The 18137-nt window shown below is 69.4% G+C and carries 18 protein-coding genes; 11 read left to right on the top strand and 7 right to left on the bottom strand.

Translation table 11 applies throughout. The annotated features are described in order from the left end of the window. The first annotated feature begins 183 nt into the window (after positions 1-183). Complete coding sequence (locus AB0M63_RS44430) at positions 184-582, top strand: hypothetical protein (RefSeq protein WP_366023381.1); 399 nt, start codon at positions 184-186, stop codon at positions 580-582. A gap of 612 nt (positions 583-1194) precedes the next feature. On the opposite strand, the gene AB0M63_RS44425 is transcribed toward AB0M63_RS44430, so the two are convergent. Then, a complete protein-coding gene (locus AB0M63_RS44425; protein WP_366023380.1) occupies positions 1195-2118 on the bottom strand; it encodes an alpha/beta hydrolase in 924 nt (307 codons plus the stop codon). 69 nt (positions 2119-2187) lie between these two features. Between AB0M63_RS44425 and AB0M63_RS44420 the strand changes: the two genes are divergently transcribed. From AB0M63_RS44420 to AB0M63_RS44405, 4 genes are all read left to right on the top strand, one after another. Continuing rightward, entirely contained in the window at positions 2188-2664 is a 477-nt protein-coding gene (locus tag AB0M63_RS44420; protein ID WP_366023379.1) for a MarR family transcriptional regulator, read from the top strand. 602 nt (positions 2665-3266) lie between these two features. Continuing rightward, positions 3267-4304, top strand: a complete 1038-nt coding sequence (locus AB0M63_RS44415) for a LacI family DNA-binding transcriptional regulator (RefSeq protein ID WP_366023378.1) — start codon at positions 3267-3269, stop codon at positions 4302-4304. A gap of 160 nt (positions 4305-4464) precedes the next feature. Next, complete coding sequence (locus AB0M63_RS44410; RefSeq protein ID WP_366023377.1) at positions 4465-5148, top strand: hypothetical protein; 684 nt, start codon at positions 4465-4467, stop codon at positions 5146-5148. A gap of 172 nt (positions 5149-5320) precedes the next feature. Further along, positions 5321-7882 carry a GH32 C-terminal domain-containing protein gene (locus AB0M63_RS44405; RefSeq protein ID WP_366023376.1) on the top strand — a complete coding sequence of 854 codons (2562 nt, stop codon included), beginning with the start codon at positions 5321-5323 and terminating at the stop codon, positions 7880-7882. A 55-nt stretch (positions 7883-7937) separates the two neighbouring features. Here AB0M63_RS44405 and AB0M63_RS44400 read toward each other — a convergent pair whose 3' ends face one another. From AB0M63_RS44400 to AB0M63_RS44390, 3 genes are all read right to left on the bottom strand, one after another. Next, positions 7938-8219, bottom strand: a complete 282-nt coding sequence (locus tag AB0M63_RS44400; RefSeq protein ID WP_366023375.1) for a hypothetical protein — start codon at positions 8217-8219, stop codon at positions 7938-7940. A 51-nt stretch (positions 8220-8270) separates the two neighbouring features. Beyond that, the gene (locus AB0M63_RS44395) at positions 8271-8615 is read right to left on the bottom strand and encodes a hypothetical protein (protein WP_366023374.1); all 345 of its coding nucleotides are present in this window, start codon (positions 8613-8615) and stop codon (positions 8271-8273) included. A 319-nt stretch (positions 8616-8934) separates the two neighbouring features. After that, the gene (locus AB0M63_RS44390) at positions 8935-9993 is read right to left on the bottom strand and encodes a LacI family DNA-binding transcriptional regulator (RefSeq protein ID WP_366023373.1); all 1059 of its coding nucleotides are present in this window, start codon (positions 9991-9993) and stop codon (positions 8935-8937) included. Between the two features lie 150 nt (positions 9994-10143). On the opposite strand from AB0M63_RS44390, the gene AB0M63_RS44385 reads away from it, so the two are divergent. The 4 genes from AB0M63_RS44385 to AB0M63_RS44370 all read left to right on the top strand — a co-directional run bounded on the left by AB0M63_RS44385 (position 10144) and on the right by AB0M63_RS44370 (position 14223). Further along, positions 10144-11268, top strand: coding sequence for a substrate-binding domain-containing protein (locus AB0M63_RS44385; protein ID WP_355924030.1), 1125 nt, complete (start codon positions 10144-10146; stop codon positions 11266-11268). A 105-nt stretch (positions 11269-11373) separates the two neighbouring features. Then, positions 11374-12408: an ABC transporter permease gene (locus AB0M63_RS44380; RefSeq protein ID WP_366023372.1), complete on the top strand. Its 1035-nt coding sequence runs from the start codon at positions 11374-11376 to the stop codon at positions 12406-12408. Further along, on the top strand, positions 12405-13187 hold the full coding sequence (locus AB0M63_RS44375; protein ID WP_366023371.1) for an ATP-binding cassette domain-containing protein: 783 nt from the start codon (positions 12405-12407) through the stop codon (positions 13185-13187). Before AB0M63_RS44380 ends, AB0M63_RS44375 begins: the two co-directional genes overlap by 4 nt. A gap of 16 nt (positions 13188-13203) precedes the next feature. Continuing rightward, the gene (locus AB0M63_RS44370) at positions 13204-14223 is read left to right on the top strand and encodes an aldose 1-epimerase (protein WP_366023370.1); all 1020 of its coding nucleotides are present in this window, start codon (positions 13204-13206) and stop codon (positions 14221-14223) included. A gap of 90 nt (positions 14224-14313) precedes the next feature. Here the strand turns inward: AB0M63_RS44370 and AB0M63_RS44365 are convergent, their stop codons facing one another. Continuing rightward, on the bottom strand, positions 14314-14655 hold the full coding sequence (locus AB0M63_RS44365; protein ID WP_366023369.1) for a hypothetical protein: 342 nt from the start codon (positions 14653-14655) through the stop codon (positions 14314-14316). Positions 14656-14931: 276 nt separating this feature from the next. On the opposite strand from AB0M63_RS44365, the gene AB0M63_RS44360 reads away from it, so the two are divergent. Beyond that, positions 14932-15249: a Smr/MutS family protein gene (locus tag AB0M63_RS44360; protein WP_366023368.1), complete on the top strand. Its 318-nt coding sequence runs from the start codon at positions 14932-14934 to the stop codon at positions 15247-15249. A gap of 31 nt (positions 15250-15280) precedes the next feature. On the opposite strand, the gene AB0M63_RS44355 is transcribed toward AB0M63_RS44360, so the two are convergent. Together AB0M63_RS44355 and AB0M63_RS44350 are read right to left on the bottom strand one after the other, a co-directional pair. Beyond that, positions 15281-16060, bottom strand: a complete 780-nt coding sequence (locus AB0M63_RS44355) for a hypothetical protein (protein ID WP_366023367.1) — start codon at positions 16058-16060, stop codon at positions 15281-15283. A 351-nt stretch (positions 16061-16411) separates the two neighbouring features. Further along, on the bottom strand, positions 16412-17083 hold the full coding sequence (locus AB0M63_RS44350) for a TetR/AcrR family transcriptional regulator (protein ID WP_366023366.1): 672 nt from the start codon (positions 17081-17083) through the stop codon (positions 16412-16414). A gap of 134 nt (positions 17084-17217) precedes the next feature. Between AB0M63_RS44350 and AB0M63_RS44345 the strand changes: the two genes are divergently transcribed. Next, a complete protein-coding gene (locus AB0M63_RS44345; protein WP_366023365.1) occupies positions 17218-17985 on the top strand; it encodes an SDR family oxidoreductase in 768 nt (255 codons plus the stop codon). The last annotated feature ends 152 nt before the right edge of the window (positions 17986-18137 follow it).

Here is an 18137-nt window from a genome sequence, read left to right as displayed (position 1 = left end):
GGTGTTGGCGGCATCGCGGGCAGCCGAAGTTCGATGCCTCGGTCCGAAACGCGGCACAAGGCAGACCCCTCCCCCGGGCCACAGTGCCTCGTGACCACCTCCCACCGGAACTCGCCGGTTGGTGCGCCGACCTTCTGGACAAGGCCGCCGCCGAGGTGATCGCCCGCGCGCGCAGCCGAATGCGTGACGGACCGCGTCTGGCAGGATCTGGTGGGGTACCACCGGCGGCCTGGTGGATGCGACGATCTCGCCGCAGCAGCGCAGTCGCTCCTCAAGGCAAGGGAGAGCGTCCGGGACAGCCTGACTGGAATTCACCGGAACAGGTTCATCGACGCTTTCATCGGAGAGATCACGAGCCGCCTCATCATGATGCCGGTCGAGGCCCATCTCGCCGCCGCGGCGCGTGGGTTACAGATCGCCGGCATCTGCGTATGCGTCCTCGGCGGTGACCTCGCCCACTGCGCCTGCCTCCTGGATGTGCTGAAGGCCGAGGGACAGGAGCGGGTCGAAGCATTGGTGAGCGGGGCCATGGAGGACTGGCGGGGGTTGCCTCGCAGGATGCGCGACACCCCCGGACCGTGACATGCGGACGCTGTTCCACGCCCGTGGGAGAAAGCCTGAGCCTGCGTCCCTCAATCCGCCTGCAGCCCCGGCCAGTTGAACAGCAAGGGTCCATTCCTGTACCAGCCGGTTCATCTCCGTCCGGCGGTCAGAGACGCCAAGCGCCTGAGGTCCTGGGTAGCCTCTCGGGCGGCGCGTGCGCCCGATGCCTCGCCCCGTACCGGAGCGAATGTCGAAGTGAAGTAGCCGACCGTCCGCACGCAGATGCGATGGCAGGTGGCCCGGTGGGGCGCTCGATCCAGGATCAGCGGGCTGACCAAACTGCCGTCGGCTGTGCGGGACCTCGAGCATGATGACCCTCATGCCGATGGAGACCGACGACCGGTTCGAGGACAGCGCAGCGGCCTGCGCGGAGGACGGCACGGACGGCTTCGTGACCGGCAGAGCGAAGGCGCCCAGGAGTGGGTCGAGCAATAGTCAAGACTGGCTGTCTCAGGCCCCAGAGGGGCTGTTTCTCGGTGACTCGGGCGGGAGGCCCAAGGGGAGGAACGGGCCCCGGGTCGACCACATGGAAGGGAATGGCGAGCAAGGCCCGGGGTGGAGGTCGCGGCCCGAGTGAGGCCGGGGCTGGCCCTACTCTGCTGACGTGTGCGCTGCGCTCGCGGCGCGGATGCGCTGGCCGAGGAAGAGTGCTGCGCGGTCCAGTGCCTCGTCCGCCTCGTCCAGGACGCCGGCGAAGGACTGGAACACGTGCGGCACGTCGGCGGTGATATCCAGGACGACGTCCACTCCGGCTGCCCTCGCACGCGTGGCCAGGCGCGTGGAGTCGTCCAGCAGGATCTCGTTGGTGCCTACCTGGATCAGCATCGGGGGGAAGGTGGTCAGGTCGGCGAGGACGGCCGGGCTGACCAGGGGCTGATGCGGGTCGGCTCCGGCGAGGTACATGGCTCCGGTGTGTTCAACGGCCTCGCGGGTGAAGATCGGGTCGATGCCCGTTTTGGTGTCCATGCTCTCGCCGGTTCGGGTGGCGTCGAGGCCCGGGGAGAACGCCACGATGGCGGCGGGCAGTGGGAGGCCCGCGTCGCGGGCGGCGAGGCAGGTGGTGACGGTGAGTCCGCCGCCGGCGGAGTCGCCGGCGAACGCGATGGTCGAAGGGTCCTTGCCGCTGTCGAGCAGGGCGCGGTACGCGCTCAGCGTGTCTTCGATTGCGGCCGGGAACGGGTGCTCGGGAGCGAGCCGGTAGTCCAGCGAGTACGCCCCGAGGCCGGTCTTGGCCACGAGGTGTCCCGTCAGTGACAGGGCGGTCTCGGGAGAGCCGAACACCCAGCCGCCGCCATGGAAGTACAGGATCGTCCCGGCGCGCGGCCCGTTGTCCGGCTCGACATACAGTGCGGGTCGGTCGCCGAGCGTGGTCTGCGTGGTGCGGATGCCGTCGGGCACGGTCATCTGGGTCATCAGCGCCTTAAATCCGGCTCGGATCTCCTCGACCGACCGGGGACCCTCTGGTCGGGGCTGCCGCAGCATCGCGTCGACCTTCGCGCGCTGTTCCTTGCTCATAGGTACGCTCCCGCCGTAGGTGACTTCCATGGAACTATATGCCGTGGAATATAAGTTAGACTATATGCCATGGCATCCACATCGAGCGGCGGGACGGTCGAGCTCTCGGGCTTCTTCGCCGACCTGGTCCGATGCGAGACGCGTCTGTACAACGCCCTCAACGATCGCCTCCGCGAGCGGCACGGGATCGTCACCTCGCAGTTCGAGGCCCTGCGCTACCTGCGCGACCACCCAGGGTCCCGGGTGGCGGACCTCGCCGCCGAATTCGCCATCGGTATCGGGGCGACCAGCAAAACCATCGACCGCCTGGAGAGGCAGGGTTGGGCCGCCCGACAGCCGAACCCAGCCGACCGACGCTCCTCGCTGCTGGCCCTGACCGACAACGGCGCCCAACTCGTCGGCGCGGCAGAGAAAACCTTCACCGCCGAAGTGGCCGAGCTGATCGGAGGCACTCTCGACAGCGCCTCAGCGACGGCCGCCGCACAGGCCCTCTCCAAGCTGCGCTCCGTGCTCGAACGCAACCAGATCGGCACACCCACGGGCTGACGAGCACCATCTCGTACCGGGGCTGCGGCACCCGGCCTACGGGGTACGGGCGGCTTCGTGAGAACGTCGGGCAGGGACAAGTGGAGTTCCCGGGCGAGGGCCGAGACCAGGGCGGGCGGGATACCTCGGCCGAGACCCAGATCGCGCCAGGCGCCGAAGATGCCGCAGACCGAGCCGTAAATGTCGTTGACCAGGCGGGCGGCCTGCTGGACTTCGGGGGTGAACCAGACGGAGAAACCGGTGCCGACGCAGGAGGACAGCCGGCGGATCACCAGACAGTCCCGACCGAGGGATGCGCTGCGGTGCAGCCCTTCCGGGATCACTCAACCATCGCGCCCATCACCACCCGCCGCGGACCGATCAGCCGGCATCCGGTCTCGATGACCGGCCTGGCGGGCGTGACAGGCGCCGCAAGCCCCCTGGCACGGGTGCGCCAAGGTACGGCGAGACCAGCCGCGCTTTCGGGCTCGGCACGTCGCAACGGCCGATCGGGATCACCTCGATCCCCTTACCGGACACGGGCTCGTAACACGCCATTGACGCACGTGTCGACGGCGGTGCACTCTGCTCGCTGACCAATCGCCAAAACGTTTGGGCAGGGTATGGGAAAGCGGCGTACCGGAATCAAGGACGTGGCGGCTGCTGCCGGGGTGTCCGTGACGACCGTCTCCCACATCCTCAACGAAGTCGACGGCGCGCGGATCCGTCCCGAGACCCGGGACCGGGTCCTCAGGGCCGCCGACGAACTGGGGTACCGCCCCAACGGGCTCGCCCGGGGCCTGCGGCTGCGGCGTTCGGGGACGGTCGGCTTCGTCAGCGACGAGATCGCCACCACGCCGTTCGCCGGACGGCTGATTCTCGGCGCCCAGGAGGAGGCGGCCCGGCACGGGCTGGTCCTGCTGCTGGTCAACACCGGCGGAAGCCACGACCTGGAGCGTCGCGGCATCGACCTGCTGCTGGAGCGCCAGGTGGAGGGCGTGCTGTACGCGGCGATGTACCACAGGCTGGTGGAGCTGCCGCAGCAACTGAAGCAGGTGCCGACGGTGGTGCTGGACGCGCGCAGCGTCGGAGCCGACGTGCCGTGCGTGGTCCCTGATGAGCGGCAGGGAGGCCACACCGCGGTCCGTGAGCTGATCGCTCACGGACACCGGCGCATCGGGTTCGCCACCAACGTGGACGACATCCCGGCCACGCACGGCCGGCTGGAGGGGTACCGGGCCGCGTTGTCCGAGGCCGGGCTGCCGTTCGACCCGTCGTTGGTGGTGGCCGGCGCGTCCGACGCCCGCGGGGGATACGACGTGGCGCTGGAGCTGCTGGACCGCCCGGAGAGGCCGACCGCGCTGTTCTGCTTCAACGACCGGATGGCGATGGGCGCCTACCGGGCCGCCGACGACCTGGGGCTGTCGATCCCCGACGACGTGTCGGTGGTGGGCTTCGACAACCAGGAGCTGATCTGCGAGGGCCTGTACCCGGCGCTCACCACGGTCGCTCTGCCGCATTACGAGATGGGTGTCCGGGCGGTCCGTCTACTGCTGGGCCTCATCGAGCCGTCGGCCGGGGCCGCGGTCCCGGCGGAGCAGGAAGCGTTGCGCTGTCCGCTGGTGCCCCGGGCATCGGTCGCCTCCCCGCCCGGATCGTGAGTCCGGACGGCAAGGCTCTCACCCTTGCGGCGGCCTTCAACACTGGCCGCAAGGACGGGGTCGCACCCCCATCCAGTGATATGGAGGAACCCGTTCCATGGCCCGTACAACGAGGCGCCGCGCCTGCGCGAGCTTAGCCACCCTCGCCGCCGTCGCACCCGTGGCCGGCTGTGCGTCGGCGACCGTCGGCAGCGGCCCGGGCACCGGCGCCGACACCATCACCCTGTGGACCCACAACGCCAGCGACTTTGCCGAACCCGGCGTGGTCAAGCGCACCTCTGTGATGGCCGCGGCATCCGCCAACAAGCTGCCGTGCGTCCTGGACAGCGACGGACCGAACGTGCCCAACTGGGCCTGGGATAACTGCCTCGCCCCGCTCGACCTGTCCGGCGGCAAGGTCAAGGTGGCCGACCAACTGCCCAGCACCGTGGGCCGGTACAAGGTCAAGGTCCACCCGTTCGGCTTCCACGATGTCGACCTGACGATGTTCACCCGCACGTGGGTCCTGACGACGTACGGCATCCGCGTCCCCGCCCTCGACAAGCCTAGGACGAAGGACGATTTCGACGCGGCGCCGGCCAGGATCAACGCCGGTGGCACGTTCAAGAACGCGCTGGACATGCAGACCGGCGACAGCGGCGAGTGGTGGCCCTACGCCTACTCCCCTCAACTGCACAGTTACGACGGGGACCTCATCGACCGCTCCACCTCCCGGATCGCTGAGCGGCGGGCGGCACTTACCGCATCCCCTGCCCGGCGGCCCACCCCGGGGCTCCGGTCGAACCGCACATGGCGGCCGACCGGTCCGTCCTCGAACTCTCCCTCAGCACCGGAGAAGCCCTGACCCCGCGCTTCTACCCGCTCTCCGACGCCCCCCTGGTCCCCGCGGGCCCGGTCCGCCGACTTCAGCCTCCAGGCGTGGAACCTCGCCGCCCCCCGCGGAGCCCGTCCCCGCCACCGCACCCCAAGACGCCCCTCCCCCACGCGCACCACTCGATTCCCGCACAAGGAGCGCCATGTCCCCAACCACCCGTCCCCGCCGCAGACTTCTCACGGCCCTGACCGTCCTGGCCGGGCTGGGCCTGCTCGCCGCCACGCCGGCCGCCGCCGACACCCTCTACCAGGAGCAGTACCGCCCGCAGTTCCACTTCACCCCGGCCCAGAACTGGATGAACGACCCCAACGGCCTCATCTGGTACAAGGGCCGGTACCACCTGTTCTTCCAGTACAACCCGTCCGGCAACACCTGGGGCAACATGTCCTGGGGCCACGCCGTCAGCACCGACCTCGTCCACTGGGAACAGCTCCCGGTGGCCATCCCCCAGGACGACGACGAGATGGTCTTCTCCGGCAGCGTGGTGCTGGACGAGAACAACACCACCGGCTTCGGGACCACGGCCAACCCGCCGCTGGTCGCCGTCTACACCAGCCTGGTGAAGTCCACCGGCGTCCAGCGGCAGTCCCTGGCGTACAGCACCGACGGCGGCACCACCTGGACCAAGTACTCCGGCAACCCGGTCCTGGACCTGAACTCCGTCAACTTCCGCGACCCGAAGGTCTTCTGGTACGCACCCACCAAGAGCTGGCTGATGACGGTTGCCCTCTCCGACCAGCACAAGATCTCCTTCTACAGCTCGCCCGACCTCAAGAACTGGACCCATCTGAGCGACTTCGGCCCGGCCGGGGCGACCGGCGGGGTGTGGGAGTGCCCGGACCTGTTCCCGCTGCCCGTGGACGGCGACCCGAGCAGGACCAAGTGGGTCCTGGCGGTCAACCTCAACCCCGGTGCCATCGCGGGCGGTTCCGGCGCCCAGTACTTCGTCGGCGACTTCGACGGCACGAAGTTCACCGCCGACGACAGCGGCATATACACCCCGCCGAGCGGCACCGTCACGCAGGACTTCGAGTCCGGCTCCTTCGGCGACTGGACGGCCGCCGGAAGTGCGTTCGGCAGCGCGCCGGCGGCCGGGGCACTGGACGGCCAGAGCACGGTCACCGGCTTCGACGGGACGGGCCTGGCCAACAGCTTCCACGGCGGCGACGCCACCACCGGCACGCTGACCTCGCCCGCGTTCACCGTGACGAGCAACTACATCAACTTCAAGGTCGGCGGCGGCAACCATCCGTACCGGACCGGCTCCGTCCTGGGCGACGAACCGACACCGACCGGCGAGACACTCGCCGACTTCGAGGGCAGCACCTACTCCAGCTCCCTCGGCGACTGGACCACCACCGGCGACGCCTTCGGCACCGGCCCGGCCCAGGGCACCCTCCCCGACCAGCAGCAGGTCACCGGCTACCTCGGCAACGGACTCGTCAACAGCTATCTGAACGGCGACGCCACCACCGGCACCCTCACCTCACCGACCTTCACCATCGACAAGAAGTACCTGGACTTCCTCATCGGCGGCGGCTACCACCCAGCAAGTTCCGACACCCCCACGGCCGTCGAACTCATCGTCGACGGCAAGGTGGTGCGCTCTGCCACCGGCACCAACGCCGAGGCCCTGGACTGGACCTCCTGGGACCTGTCCGACCTACAGGGCAAGCAGGCCCAGATCAAGGTCGTGGACTCCGACACGGGCAGTTGGGGCCACATCAATCTCGACCAGGTCGTCCTCTCCGACACCCAGGCACAGCCCCACTCCACCGAAACCGGCGTCAACCTCCTGGTCGACGGCAAGATCGTGCAGAGCGCCACCGGCACCAACTCCGAAAACCTGGACTGGGCCTCCTTCAACACCACCGCCTACAAGGGCAAGCAGGTCCAGCTCCAGATCGTCGACGCCGACGTCGATGCGAACACCGGCAGCTGGGGACACGTCCTCGCCGACCAGTTCACCGCCGCCGACAAACCCGCCCTGTCCCTCACCCAGCGCGCCCACTGGCTCGACTACGGCCAGGACTTCTACGCCGCCAACAGCTTCACCGACGCCCCCGACGGACGCCGCGTCATGATCGCCTGGATGAACAGCTGGAACTACGGCCAGACCATCCCCACCAGCCCCTGGCGCAGCGCCGACACCTTCCCCCGCCAACTCTCACTGCAAACCGTCAACGGCACGACCCAGCTGATCCAGCAGCCCGTCAGCGAACTGAACACCCTCCGCGGCACGGAAACCGATGTCCCGGCCACCGCCGTCAGCAACGGCACCGTGCCGCTGGGCGTCAATGGCAGCACCCTGGAACTGCAGGCGGAACTCACCCCGGGCACCGCCGACCACTTCGGCCTCGACGTGCGCACCGGAGCCGGACAGCGCACGCGAATCGGCTACGACACCACCACCGGCGAGGTCCACCTCGACCGCACCGCCTCCGGCGACGTCGGCTTCGACCCCACCTTCTCCAGTACCGAACGCGCCCCGCTCGCCCTCGACGGCAAGCCCCTGAGCCTGCACGTCCTCGTCGACGCGTCGTCCGTCGAGGTCTACGCCGAGAACGCGCTCGGCGAACAGGTCGTCCTCACCGACCAGATCTTCCCCGACCCCTCCAGCACCGGCATCGACGTCTTCGCCGACAACGGAACCGCCACACTCACCAGCATGCAGGCATGGCAACTGGCCTCCGTCTGGAAGTGATCGGTCCCTGGGTGTGCCGCCAGGGCACGTCGGTGCCCTGGCGGCACACCTCGTCTCACCGACCGCCCTGCGGGACCTCCAGTGGCCGACTCCCTGAGCCCGCCGGGCCGGGGCCGTCGGGAAAGGCGAGGTCGGTCACTCGCAGGGGTGAGGAGGCGGGCAGGTCGGGACGAGATCGTGCGGTGGGCGGGCCGGCGCCCATGCGCTCGCAGGTGAGCGCCGAAACCAGGACCCCGTCGTCGACGGCGGTCACCAGCACGGCCGCGGTGGCCGCGACGCCCTCCGGAGTGTGCGGCCCATGGCGGAGCAGGGCACCGAACAGCCCGCAGGCTCTCACGGGTGTCCACCACCGTGACCTTCCGGCCAGGGGGAGTCACGCTTCCCGCCGTCACGTGGAAGGTGTGCGCACCGTCCGGCCATCGGTGACGACGATCAGGAGCGCGCCGAGTCCCAGCCAGCGCGCGGCGATCCGCTCGATCGGGGTGCCGGGACAGAGCCACTCGACGTCCTCGCGGCTCACCTTGACGATGTGGGCGACGCCGACGCCGCTTTCGACGGCCTGCCCGCCGCGCACCGGGTCGCCCAGGAGGGCGGGGCGGACGTTGGGGTCGTAGCTGATCAGTGCCGTACCGCCGGCGCGCAGCCGTTGGACGGCGGCGTGGATGTGCTCGCCGGCCGACAATGCCCACGAGACGACCGAGCCGAAGTGCAGGACAGCAGCGACCGCAGCCACCCGGACACTCCCCGCCCCCCACCCTTTACCAACCCGCCCACCAGGGACGGGTCCGCCTCGTAGGCGGCGAGCATCCCCGGGGAATGCCGGGCATGGGCCGACACGACACCGGCCGCCATGTGGACCTGCCCGCCGAGCAGCGTCCACGCCAGCGGCAAACCGGCCAGACAGATCAGCCGTTCGAGCCGACAGCCCAGATGCACCCAACTCACCGCCCAACTACCACAGTTCGGCCGACCCAAGCCTATCGAGCCGGACCAGATCGATGAGCTTCGCCGATCACGCTCCGCCCGGGAACTGACCCGTCGCCCGCGGCGGCTCAGCCCTGGCCGGGGCCTCCGCCCGGGATCTCGCCGGAGCCCCGCTCGATCAGCCGGGTCGGCACGGTGACGGTGCGGGCGGGTGACTCGTCGCCGTCCAGCCGGCGGAAGAGCATCTCGGCGGCGGTCCGGCCCATCTGCTCGACGTCCTGGGCGATGACCGTGATCCCCGGGCTGAGGATGTCGGCCAGCGGGAAGTCGTCAAAGCCCACCTGGGCGACACTGTGCTGCCGGCCCAGGGCACGCAGCGCGCGGACGGCCCCTATGGTGACGAGGTTCTGGCTGGTGAACAGAGCGGTGGGCGGGTTCGGCAGCGCGAGGAGCTGCTCGGTGGCGGCGATGGCGGCCTCCTCGCTGGAACCCGTGTGCCGGACGATCTCGTCGTCGTAGTCGATGTGTGCGACTTCCAGGGCGTGCCGGTAGCCGTCGAAGCGCTGGGCGGCGGTGGGGATGGACGCCCGGTCGCCGAGATAAGCGATACGGCGGTGGCCGGTCTGCAGCAGGTGGTTGACGGCGGTGATGGCGCCCTGCCGGTTGTCGGAGACGACGGCGTCCGCGTCGAGCAGGCCCGCTTCCCGGTCGACGAAGACCATGCAGGTGCCGGAGTACTGCTCACTGATCAGGTAGCTCTGGTCGCGACCCGCGGGGACGATCACGAGCCCGTCGACCCGCCGGTCGATGAGCGCCCGGGCCAACTCCCGCTCCCTGGCGGGGTCTTCGTCGAGACTGCCGACGAGGACCAGGACACCGCGTTCCCGGGCCACGTTCTCGACGGTGCGGGTCAGCGCGGCCGAGAAGGGGTTCGCCGCGTCCTCCACCAGCATGCCGATGGTGGCCGTACGGCCGTCCCCGCGGCGCAGGCTGCTTGCGGTCAGGTTGGGCCGGTACCCCAGTTTGTCGGCGGCCTCGCGGACCCGGGCCACGATCGCCGGATCGACGGTCGGAACGCCGTTGACCACGCGGGAAACCGTCTTGATGGCCACGCCGGCGAGCGCTGCCACCTCGCGCATGGTGGGGCGGCTGCGGGTCGACCGGAGCGGCGGTTCGCCCTGAGTCATCGTTGTCTCCAACCGACTGTGCGTTACCTACTCGTTGCGGACGCATGTCTATCAGCCCCTTGACGCCTCCGTCCATACGGGACCACTATCCCGTCCAGTCAACGTTGTCTCAGCGTCGGCCAAGGGACGGGCTCCGAAAGGGATCACGCTATGAACACCTCCACCAGCCAGGGGTCGGGCCGCAGCAGCCGGCGTACTCGGGCGGCGGCGATCGGCATCACCGTGTGCCTCGGCGTCGCGCTGGCAGCCTGCGGTTCCTCCGACGGAAGCTCCTCCTCCGCCTCGGGCGGCGGTGGCAAGGTGGGTGTCTCGCTGATCCTGAAGACACTCACCAACCCGTACTTCGTGAGCATGGAGAAGGACGCCAAGACCCAGGCGGCCAAGGACAACGTGGGCCTCACGGTCGCGGCGGGCACCACCGACGGCGACACCCAGACCCAGATCACGGCCATCGACAACGCCATATCGCGCGGCGACAAGGGCATCCTGATCACCACCAACGGCGACGCGGTGAACACCGCGCTGACCCGCGCCAAGCAGGCCGGCCTCTTCGTGATCGCACTGGACACCGCGCCGAACCCGGCGAGCATCGCGGACATCACCTACGCCACCGACAACGAGCAGGCGGGCAAGCTCGACGGCCAGTACGCCGCGGCCGCCCTGAACGGCAAGCCGGCCGTCATCGCCATGCTCGACCTGTTCAACAACCAGGTCGTCTCCGTCGACATCGACCGCGACCACGGCTTCCTGGAAGGCATGGGCATCGACCCCGGCAGCAAGACCGAGAACGGCAAGGAAGCCAAGTCGGGCAAGTACACCGGCGGCAAGGGCGGCACGTACACCGTCGCCTGCCACCAGCCCACCCAGGGCGCCATCGACGGCGGACGCACCGCGATGGAGAACTGCCTGTCGGCCAACCCGGACATCAACGTCGTCTACGCGATCAACGAGCCCGCGGGCGAGGGCGCGTACAACGCGCTGAAGGCGGCCGGCAAGGAGAAGAACGCCGCGATCTACGCGATCGACGGCAGCTGCTCCGGCCTGAAGAACGTCACCAGCGGGAAGTTCGCCGCCGACGCCGTGCAGTACCCGGGCAAGATGGCCGCCCTCGGCGTCAGCTCCATCGCCAAGCTGGCCCGCGGCGGCAGCAAGCCCAGCGTGACCAACGGCAAGTCCTTCTACGACACCGGCACCGCCCTCGTCGCCGCCAAGTCTCTGGACGGCCAGACCGTGCAGTCCCCCTCGCAGGCCGCCTCCGCCTGCTGGGGCAGCTGACACCCGGACCGGGTGCGACGCCGGAAGCCGTCACGGCACCGGCGTCGCACCCGCACCGCACGAGCCCATGAGCCCGTACCAGGGAAGACACCGGAAGGACCCCCTGTGACCACTCACGTGGACAGTCAAGCCACATCGGCACCGGCGGAGGATTTCCTCAACCGGCCCGCCACCCCCAGCCAGCGCATCCACGCGGTGCTGCACCGCCAGCCGGCGCTCAGCCCGGCCATCGTCCTCGTGCTCGCCGCCATCGTGTTCTCCCTGGTGAACGAGCGCTTCTACGCGTTGCAGAACCTGTCGCTCGTCGCCCAGCAGGTCGCCGTCATCGGCTCGCTCGCCGTCGGGCAGACGGTCATCATCCTCACCGCGGGCATCGATCTGTCGATCGGCGCGGTGATGGTGCTCTCCTCGCTGCTCATGTCGAAGCTCGTCGCGGACAACGGCTGGCCCGGCGTGTTCGCCCTGCTGGCCGGAGCGGTCGTCGCGATAGCCGCACAGGCCGTCAACGGGTTCCTGGTCACCAAGATCAAACTGCCGCCGTTCATCGTCACCCTCGGCACCCTCAGCGTCTTCACCGCGATCACCCTCATCTACGCCAAGGGCCAGACGGTGGCGCTCCAGCCGGGCAACATCCTGCTGTGGAGCGGCCAGACCGTCTCCCTCGGGCAGTTGAACCTGACCTACGGTGTCCTCCTCATGATCGCCCTGTACGCGGTGATCGGCTACGCCCTGCGCTACACCGCCTGGGGACGCCACCTCTACGCGGTCGGCGACGACGCCGAGGCCGCCCGACTGGCCGGCATCTCCGTCAACCGGGTCCTGCTCAGCGCCTACATGGTGGGCGGCTTCGCCATCGCCGTGGGCGCCTGGATCCTCGTCGGCCGCGTCGGCGGCGGCGACCCCAACAGCGGCCTCAACGCCAACCTCCAGTCCATCACCGCCGTCGTGATCGGCGGCACCAGCCTGTTCGGCGGACGCGGAGTGGTCTTCGGCTCGCTGATCGGCGCGCTGATCGTCCAGGTCTTCGTCAACGGCCTCGCACTGGCCGGCATCGACCCCAACTACCAAGTCCTCGCAGTCGGCGTCCTGGTGATCGCGGCTGTCTCCGTCGACCAGTGGATCCGGAGTGTGAAGTCGTGACGACCGCCACCGCCCCCGTTCTCGAAGCCAAGGGCCTGGTCAAGGTCTTCGGGAGGGTCGTCGGCCTGAACGATGTCGACCTCACCCTCCACCCCGGCGAAATCCTTGCCGTCATCGGCGACAACGGCGCCGGCAAGTCCACCCTGATCAAGTGCCTGTCCGGGGCCCTCGTCCCCGACCAGGGCAGCATCCTCGTCGACGACAAGGAGGTGAACTTCAAGCGCCCGCAGGACGCCCGCGAGGCCGGCATCGAGACGGTGTACCAGACTCTCGCCGTCGCCCCCGCGCTGGACATCGCCAGCAACCTCTTCCTCGCCCGCGAGATCCGCCGCAAGGGAATCCTCGGCTCGGTCTTCCGCATGCTGGACACCGGCGAGATGAAGAAGCAGGCCGCCGACCACATGAAGCGGCTCGGCATCGGCACCCTGCAGAACATCAGCCAAGCCGTGGAGACGCTCTCCGGCGGCCAGCGCCAGTCCGTCGCCGTCGCCCGCACAGCGGCCTTCGGCGGCCGGGTGGTGATCCTCGACGAACCCACCGCCGCCCTCGGCGTCCGCGAGACCGGCCAGGTCCTCAAACTCGTCCGCGACCTCCGCGACCAGGGCCTCGGCATCATCCTCATCAGCCACAACATGCCCAACGTCTTCGAGGTCGCCGACCGCATCCACATCCAGCGACTCGGCGGCTGCGCGGGCGTCATCACCCCGCAGTCGCACTCCATGGAGGACGCGGTGGCCATCATGACGGGCGCGAAGAAGCTCGCCCCCGAAGCGAGCTGAAGGGAACACCAGGGGAATGACCGCCGAGTACCGGATCGCCGAGGACCGCCTCGGCGGCGAACCCACCCTTGTCGTCTCCGCGCCGGACGGCTCCGCGCGCGCCGTCCTCGCCCTGCGCGGTGCGACGCTCCTGAGCTGGCAGGTCAGGTCCGGGACGGCCGGGCACACCGGACTCACGGAGCTGACGGACGGCTACCGCGACGAGAAGGAGCTGCTGGCGCAGGACGGCGTACGGGCCGGTCTGCTGGCCCCCTTCCCCAACCGCGTCGCCGACGGCCGCTACACCTGGGACGGGCAGGACCACGACCTGCTGCCCGACCGCCACACCGACCGCCTCATCTACCACGGCTTCGCCCGCCAGGCACCGTTCGAACTCGCCGACGCCGCCACGGCAGCCGACTCCGCGCGACTGCTGCTGCGCAGCACGAGCATCAGACCGGGCCGGTACCCCGGTTACCCGTTCGCCGTCGACCTGGAGGTGGAGTACACCGTCAGCAGCCGGGAGTTGAGCATCGAGGTCCGCGCGACGAACGTGGGCGACACCACCGCCCCCTACGCGGCGGGCTGGCACCCCTACTTCACCCTGTCCCGCCCCATCGACGACCTGACCCTGCACATCCCCGCACACACCCTGATCCAGACCGACGCGTCCCTCATCCCCCTCCGCGGCGAGGACAGCCTCATCCCCCTCGACCGGTGCCCCGGCATGGACTTCCGTTCACCGAGACAACTGGGCGACGCCGTCATCGACGCCTGCTACGCGGACCTGATCCCCGGCCCCACCGGCCGGACCGAGACCGTACTGAACGACCCGGCGACCGGTGGCGAACTACGGATATGGCAGTACGGCGGGTACATGCACGTCTTCACCGGAGACACTCTGGCACGCGACCGCCGCGCCTCCATCGCGCTGGAACCCGTCGAGGCGACGACCGACGCCTTCAACCGCCCGGAACACGCCGCCGCCCTGTCCCTGGAGCCCGGCCGGCCACGCCACTTCCGCTTCGGCGCCACATACACGCACCCGGAAACCTGACACCCGCGGCCGACAGTCCGACAGCCCGGACACGAGCCGAAGCCCAGGACCCAACCCGGCGGCCTGCACCGGCCGTGCCACCGCGCGAAGTCAAAAACCAAGCTGCGGAGGAACGTCTGATCGCACCAGGCGGACTCGCGCGGCCGGTATGCGGGCGGGCAGGTAGACGAATCCGTTGCCGTTGTCGAGGAGCAACCCCTCATCGATGCCGTCCACGGACCAGAGATCAACCGGCCCATCGGTGTTGTTGATCTGAAGGAAGAACTCTGCTTCCTCCTCGCCCCGGCAGACGAAGATCCCCTCCACCTCAGGGCGGCGGCTGCCGGCGATTCCCGGTGCGGCGCCCATCCGGGTCCAATCCAGGCCGTGCTGTGCGATCGACTGCCGATTGAGCACAGACGAAACATGGAAGCGGTTCGGTGTATCAAACACGCCAGGAGTATAGGAGGCAGGGGGGGCTTCCTCCTCAGGTTGAGACGGTCAACTCCCGGGTGAGGACGGCCTTGACGAGGTCGGTGGCGCGGTGGCGCTGCCCCGGAGGTTCCGCAGCCGGCGCCAGGACTTGAGGATGGCCATGGCCTGTTCGCCCTCTCGGCCCAGCACCGGATGCCGCCTGAGCTGAGGGCGTCGAGCAGGCCGCGTGGGAGCGGGCTGCCCCGATTCGGTCACGGAGGGGACGGGGCCCGGAGGATCACATACGCTGCGACCGTGCGACGAGCACGACGAGCCCCACGGGGACCCGGCGTCGGCCGGGGCCCGAGTTCATCGGAGGCGATGGCCCTGCTGACCCTGGATCTGCACCCTGTCTTCCGCAGCGATCGCGCCATCGACACGGCTCTGCGGCAGACCCTCTTCAAGGCCGCCGCCACCGGGGTCGACACCGTCCAGATCATCCCGGGCAAGGGGACGGGCCAGTTGAAGAAGCGGGTGCTGGCGGTCCTGGCGCAGAAGCACCTCAAGAAGCTCTACACCCGTGTGGAGACGGATCCGACCAACGCCGGCCGGATCCTGGTCCATCTCCGTTGAGTCGTGGACCGCAGCGCGCAGGAGTGCATCGCTACTTGAGGTCGAGGGTGTCCCCGGCCGACGCCTTCAGTGAGGTGGTCGTGGTGCCGGGGAAGTACCAGCGCCAGCTGCCTGCCGAGGTGACGGTCACCTTGGTGGTCAGCTGCCCGGTGTTGCCCGTCGTGACGGTCTTGACCGTGCTGTAGTGGGCGGCGCCCTTCTTCCTGAACTGGAGCTTGACCTGCTGCCCGGGGAACCCGTGGTACTTGCGGTCCTCCCAGTTGGCCCGCGACAGCTTGCCGGTGACGGTCACCTTGGCGTTCTTGGCGACCTTCTCCGGTGCGATCACCGTCGGGAGCTGGGCGGCGCGCTTGATCTTGTACTCGGCGATGTCGTCGGAGATCCAGTAGTCGCCGTCGTTCGCCTTGACGGTCGCGTTGACCTGCCAGACGCCGGCGAGCTTGTTGGAGTCGATGTCGTCGCTGTCCGCGATCCAGGCGGGGTCGATGCTCAGCGTGGCCCGGCACACCGAGGTCGTCGCGCTCTTCTTCGTGCACGACGAGTCGTCGTTCCAGGTCGCGAAGGTGTAGGCGTTCGCCCTGTTGAAGGTGCTGACGTGCGTGAGCCCCTTCACCCCCGAGTTGTCCTTGACGGTGATGTCGACCGGGTAGCGGATCGCCTTCGACGTTCCCACGATGACGTTGGCGCCGCCGTTGACGACGGTCTTCACCACCCGGACGTCGCCCCGCCCCTCCGCATGCGCCCCGGTCGCCGTCACCAGCACCAATGCCGCCGCCCCACCGGCCGCGGCCCAGGCCGTTCTGCCTCTCATGACCCTCCCCTTGTCGTGTGCGTGCCAGGAGAGGGTATGTGATCAAGGCTCTGCCACGGTGATCGGTTTCCCGGCCGCGACCGGCGTCCTCACGAACAGCAGCGACGGCGGACCGGCCCCCGACGAGCGGCAGACTCAGCTGAGCCTGCGGTCGTCGGCCGGCTCCCCGCTCCCCCTCGGCACGGATCTGGCCAGGCTCGGCCCCGCCGACCTCAAGCTGACGGCCGGCCGACGAGCACGGCGAGCCGGCGCCGACCCCACCGGTGCAGGCAGGGCGGGAAGCCTCCCCGGCCGGCAGACGACGATCCCGCCGGTGGACCGCCGCCCCGGATCCGCCCCGGCCCCCGGCGCCTACGCCCTACGGGCGAGGGTGCCGGCGATGAGGGTGGCCACCATCTCCTGCAGCGAGGAGGTGAAGTCCATGCGCAGGGCGGCCAGGGACGGGTCCGCGTCGTAGGCGGCGAGCATGCCTGGGGAGGGCCGGGCATGGGTCCATACGGCGCCGGCCGCCATGTAGACCTGCCCGCCGAGCTGCCCGGCCCCCTCGCCCAGTTCCGGCAGGTACCGGCGCGCCAGATCGGCCAGCGCGGCGGTGTTGGCGAGGGCCGCCTTCTTGTACCGGGCGGCGACCTGCGCGGACACGTTGTGCTCCAGGACACCGGCCTGCGCGCTGAGCAGATCACACAGCACCCGCCGCTCGGCGAGGGAGTGTGCGAACACCGCCGCGAACGCGTCGCCGCGCCGGCCGGCCGGGTGAGCGGGGTCGATGCCGGCGGCGAGCCGGCCGGGCAGGTCGGCCGTCCACTGATTCCAGGCGCTGTCCAGCAGCTCCAGCAGGATCGCCTCGCGGGACTCGAAGTAGCGCAGCACGTTCGACTTGGCCAGCCCGACCCGTCGGCTCAGCTCATTGAGACTGACCTCGGCCACCGGCATCTCGTCGAGCATCGCGGCCGTCGTCTCCAGGATCGCCCGCCGCCGGATCTCCCGCTGCTCATCACTGCGGGCGCGTTGAAAGGTTGCCATCACCCCATCCTACAGACCGCCGGTCTGTTGACATCAGACCGGCGGTACTTTAAGTTCAACACAAGAGACCGCCGGTCCGTTAAAGGACCGGGGCGCGGGACATCCGTCAACGACTCCTCAAGGAGACCCCCATCATGAGCAGCAACAACAGTGACAAGAAGGTCGCGGTCATCACCGGCGGAGCGACGGGCATCGGCAAGGAGACCGCCCGGCTCCTGGTCGCCGACGGTGTACACGTCGTCCTCAGCGGACGGCGCGCGGACGTCGGCGCGCAGGCCGTCGAGGAACTGACCGAGAACGGCGGCAGCGCCTCGTTCACGGTCGCGGACATGGACTCGCCCAAAAGCATCAAGGCCCTGTTCGACTCGGTCCTGGCCGACCACGGCCGCCTCGACCTCGCGGTCAACAACGCCGGCCTCGCCAACGAGACGGCCGTCATCGCCGACGCCGACCCGGTGAAGTTCCAGGAGATGCTCTCCACCAACGTCATGGGCCTGTTCCTGTGCCTGCAGCGCGAGATCCAGGAGATGCTGGCCGGCGGCAACGGCGGCTCCATCGTCAACCTGGCCTCCATCGCCGGCCTCAACGGCATCCCCTGGAGCGGCCCCTACGCGGCCACCAAGCACGCGGTCGTCGGCCTCACCAAGACCGCGGGACTGGAGTACTCCTCCCAGGGCGTACGCGTCAACGCAGTCGCCCCCGGCGCGATCAAGACCGACATCATCGCCAAGGCCATCGCACTCGGGCAGTACGACGAGGACACCATCACCGCCATGCACCCCATCGGCCGCATGGGGCGCCCCCAAGAAATCGCCGCCGGCATCCACTGGCTCCTGTCCGAGGAATCCTCCTTCGTCGCCGGCGCGATCCTCAACATCGACGGCGGCTTCCAGGCCAAGTAGCCCCACCCATGCGCCACTCGTACACCCTCCTCCCCGGGAGTGGGCGCGGCGCCCCGCCCCCCCGCCCCCCCCCCCGCAGGCGCCCCCCCGCCGCCCGCCCCCCCCCCCCCCCCCCACCCCAACACCCCGGGGGAAAAAAGAGGGGCCCGACA

The organism is Streptomyces sp. NPDC051576, assembly GCF_040681835.1.
In the GTDB taxonomy this organism is placed as follows: Bacteria; Actinomycetota; Actinomycetes; order Streptomycetales; family Streptomycetaceae; genus Streptomyces.
The sequence above is the reverse complement of the archived record's forward strand: the minus strand, read 5'-3'. Positions and strand labels throughout refer to the sequence as shown.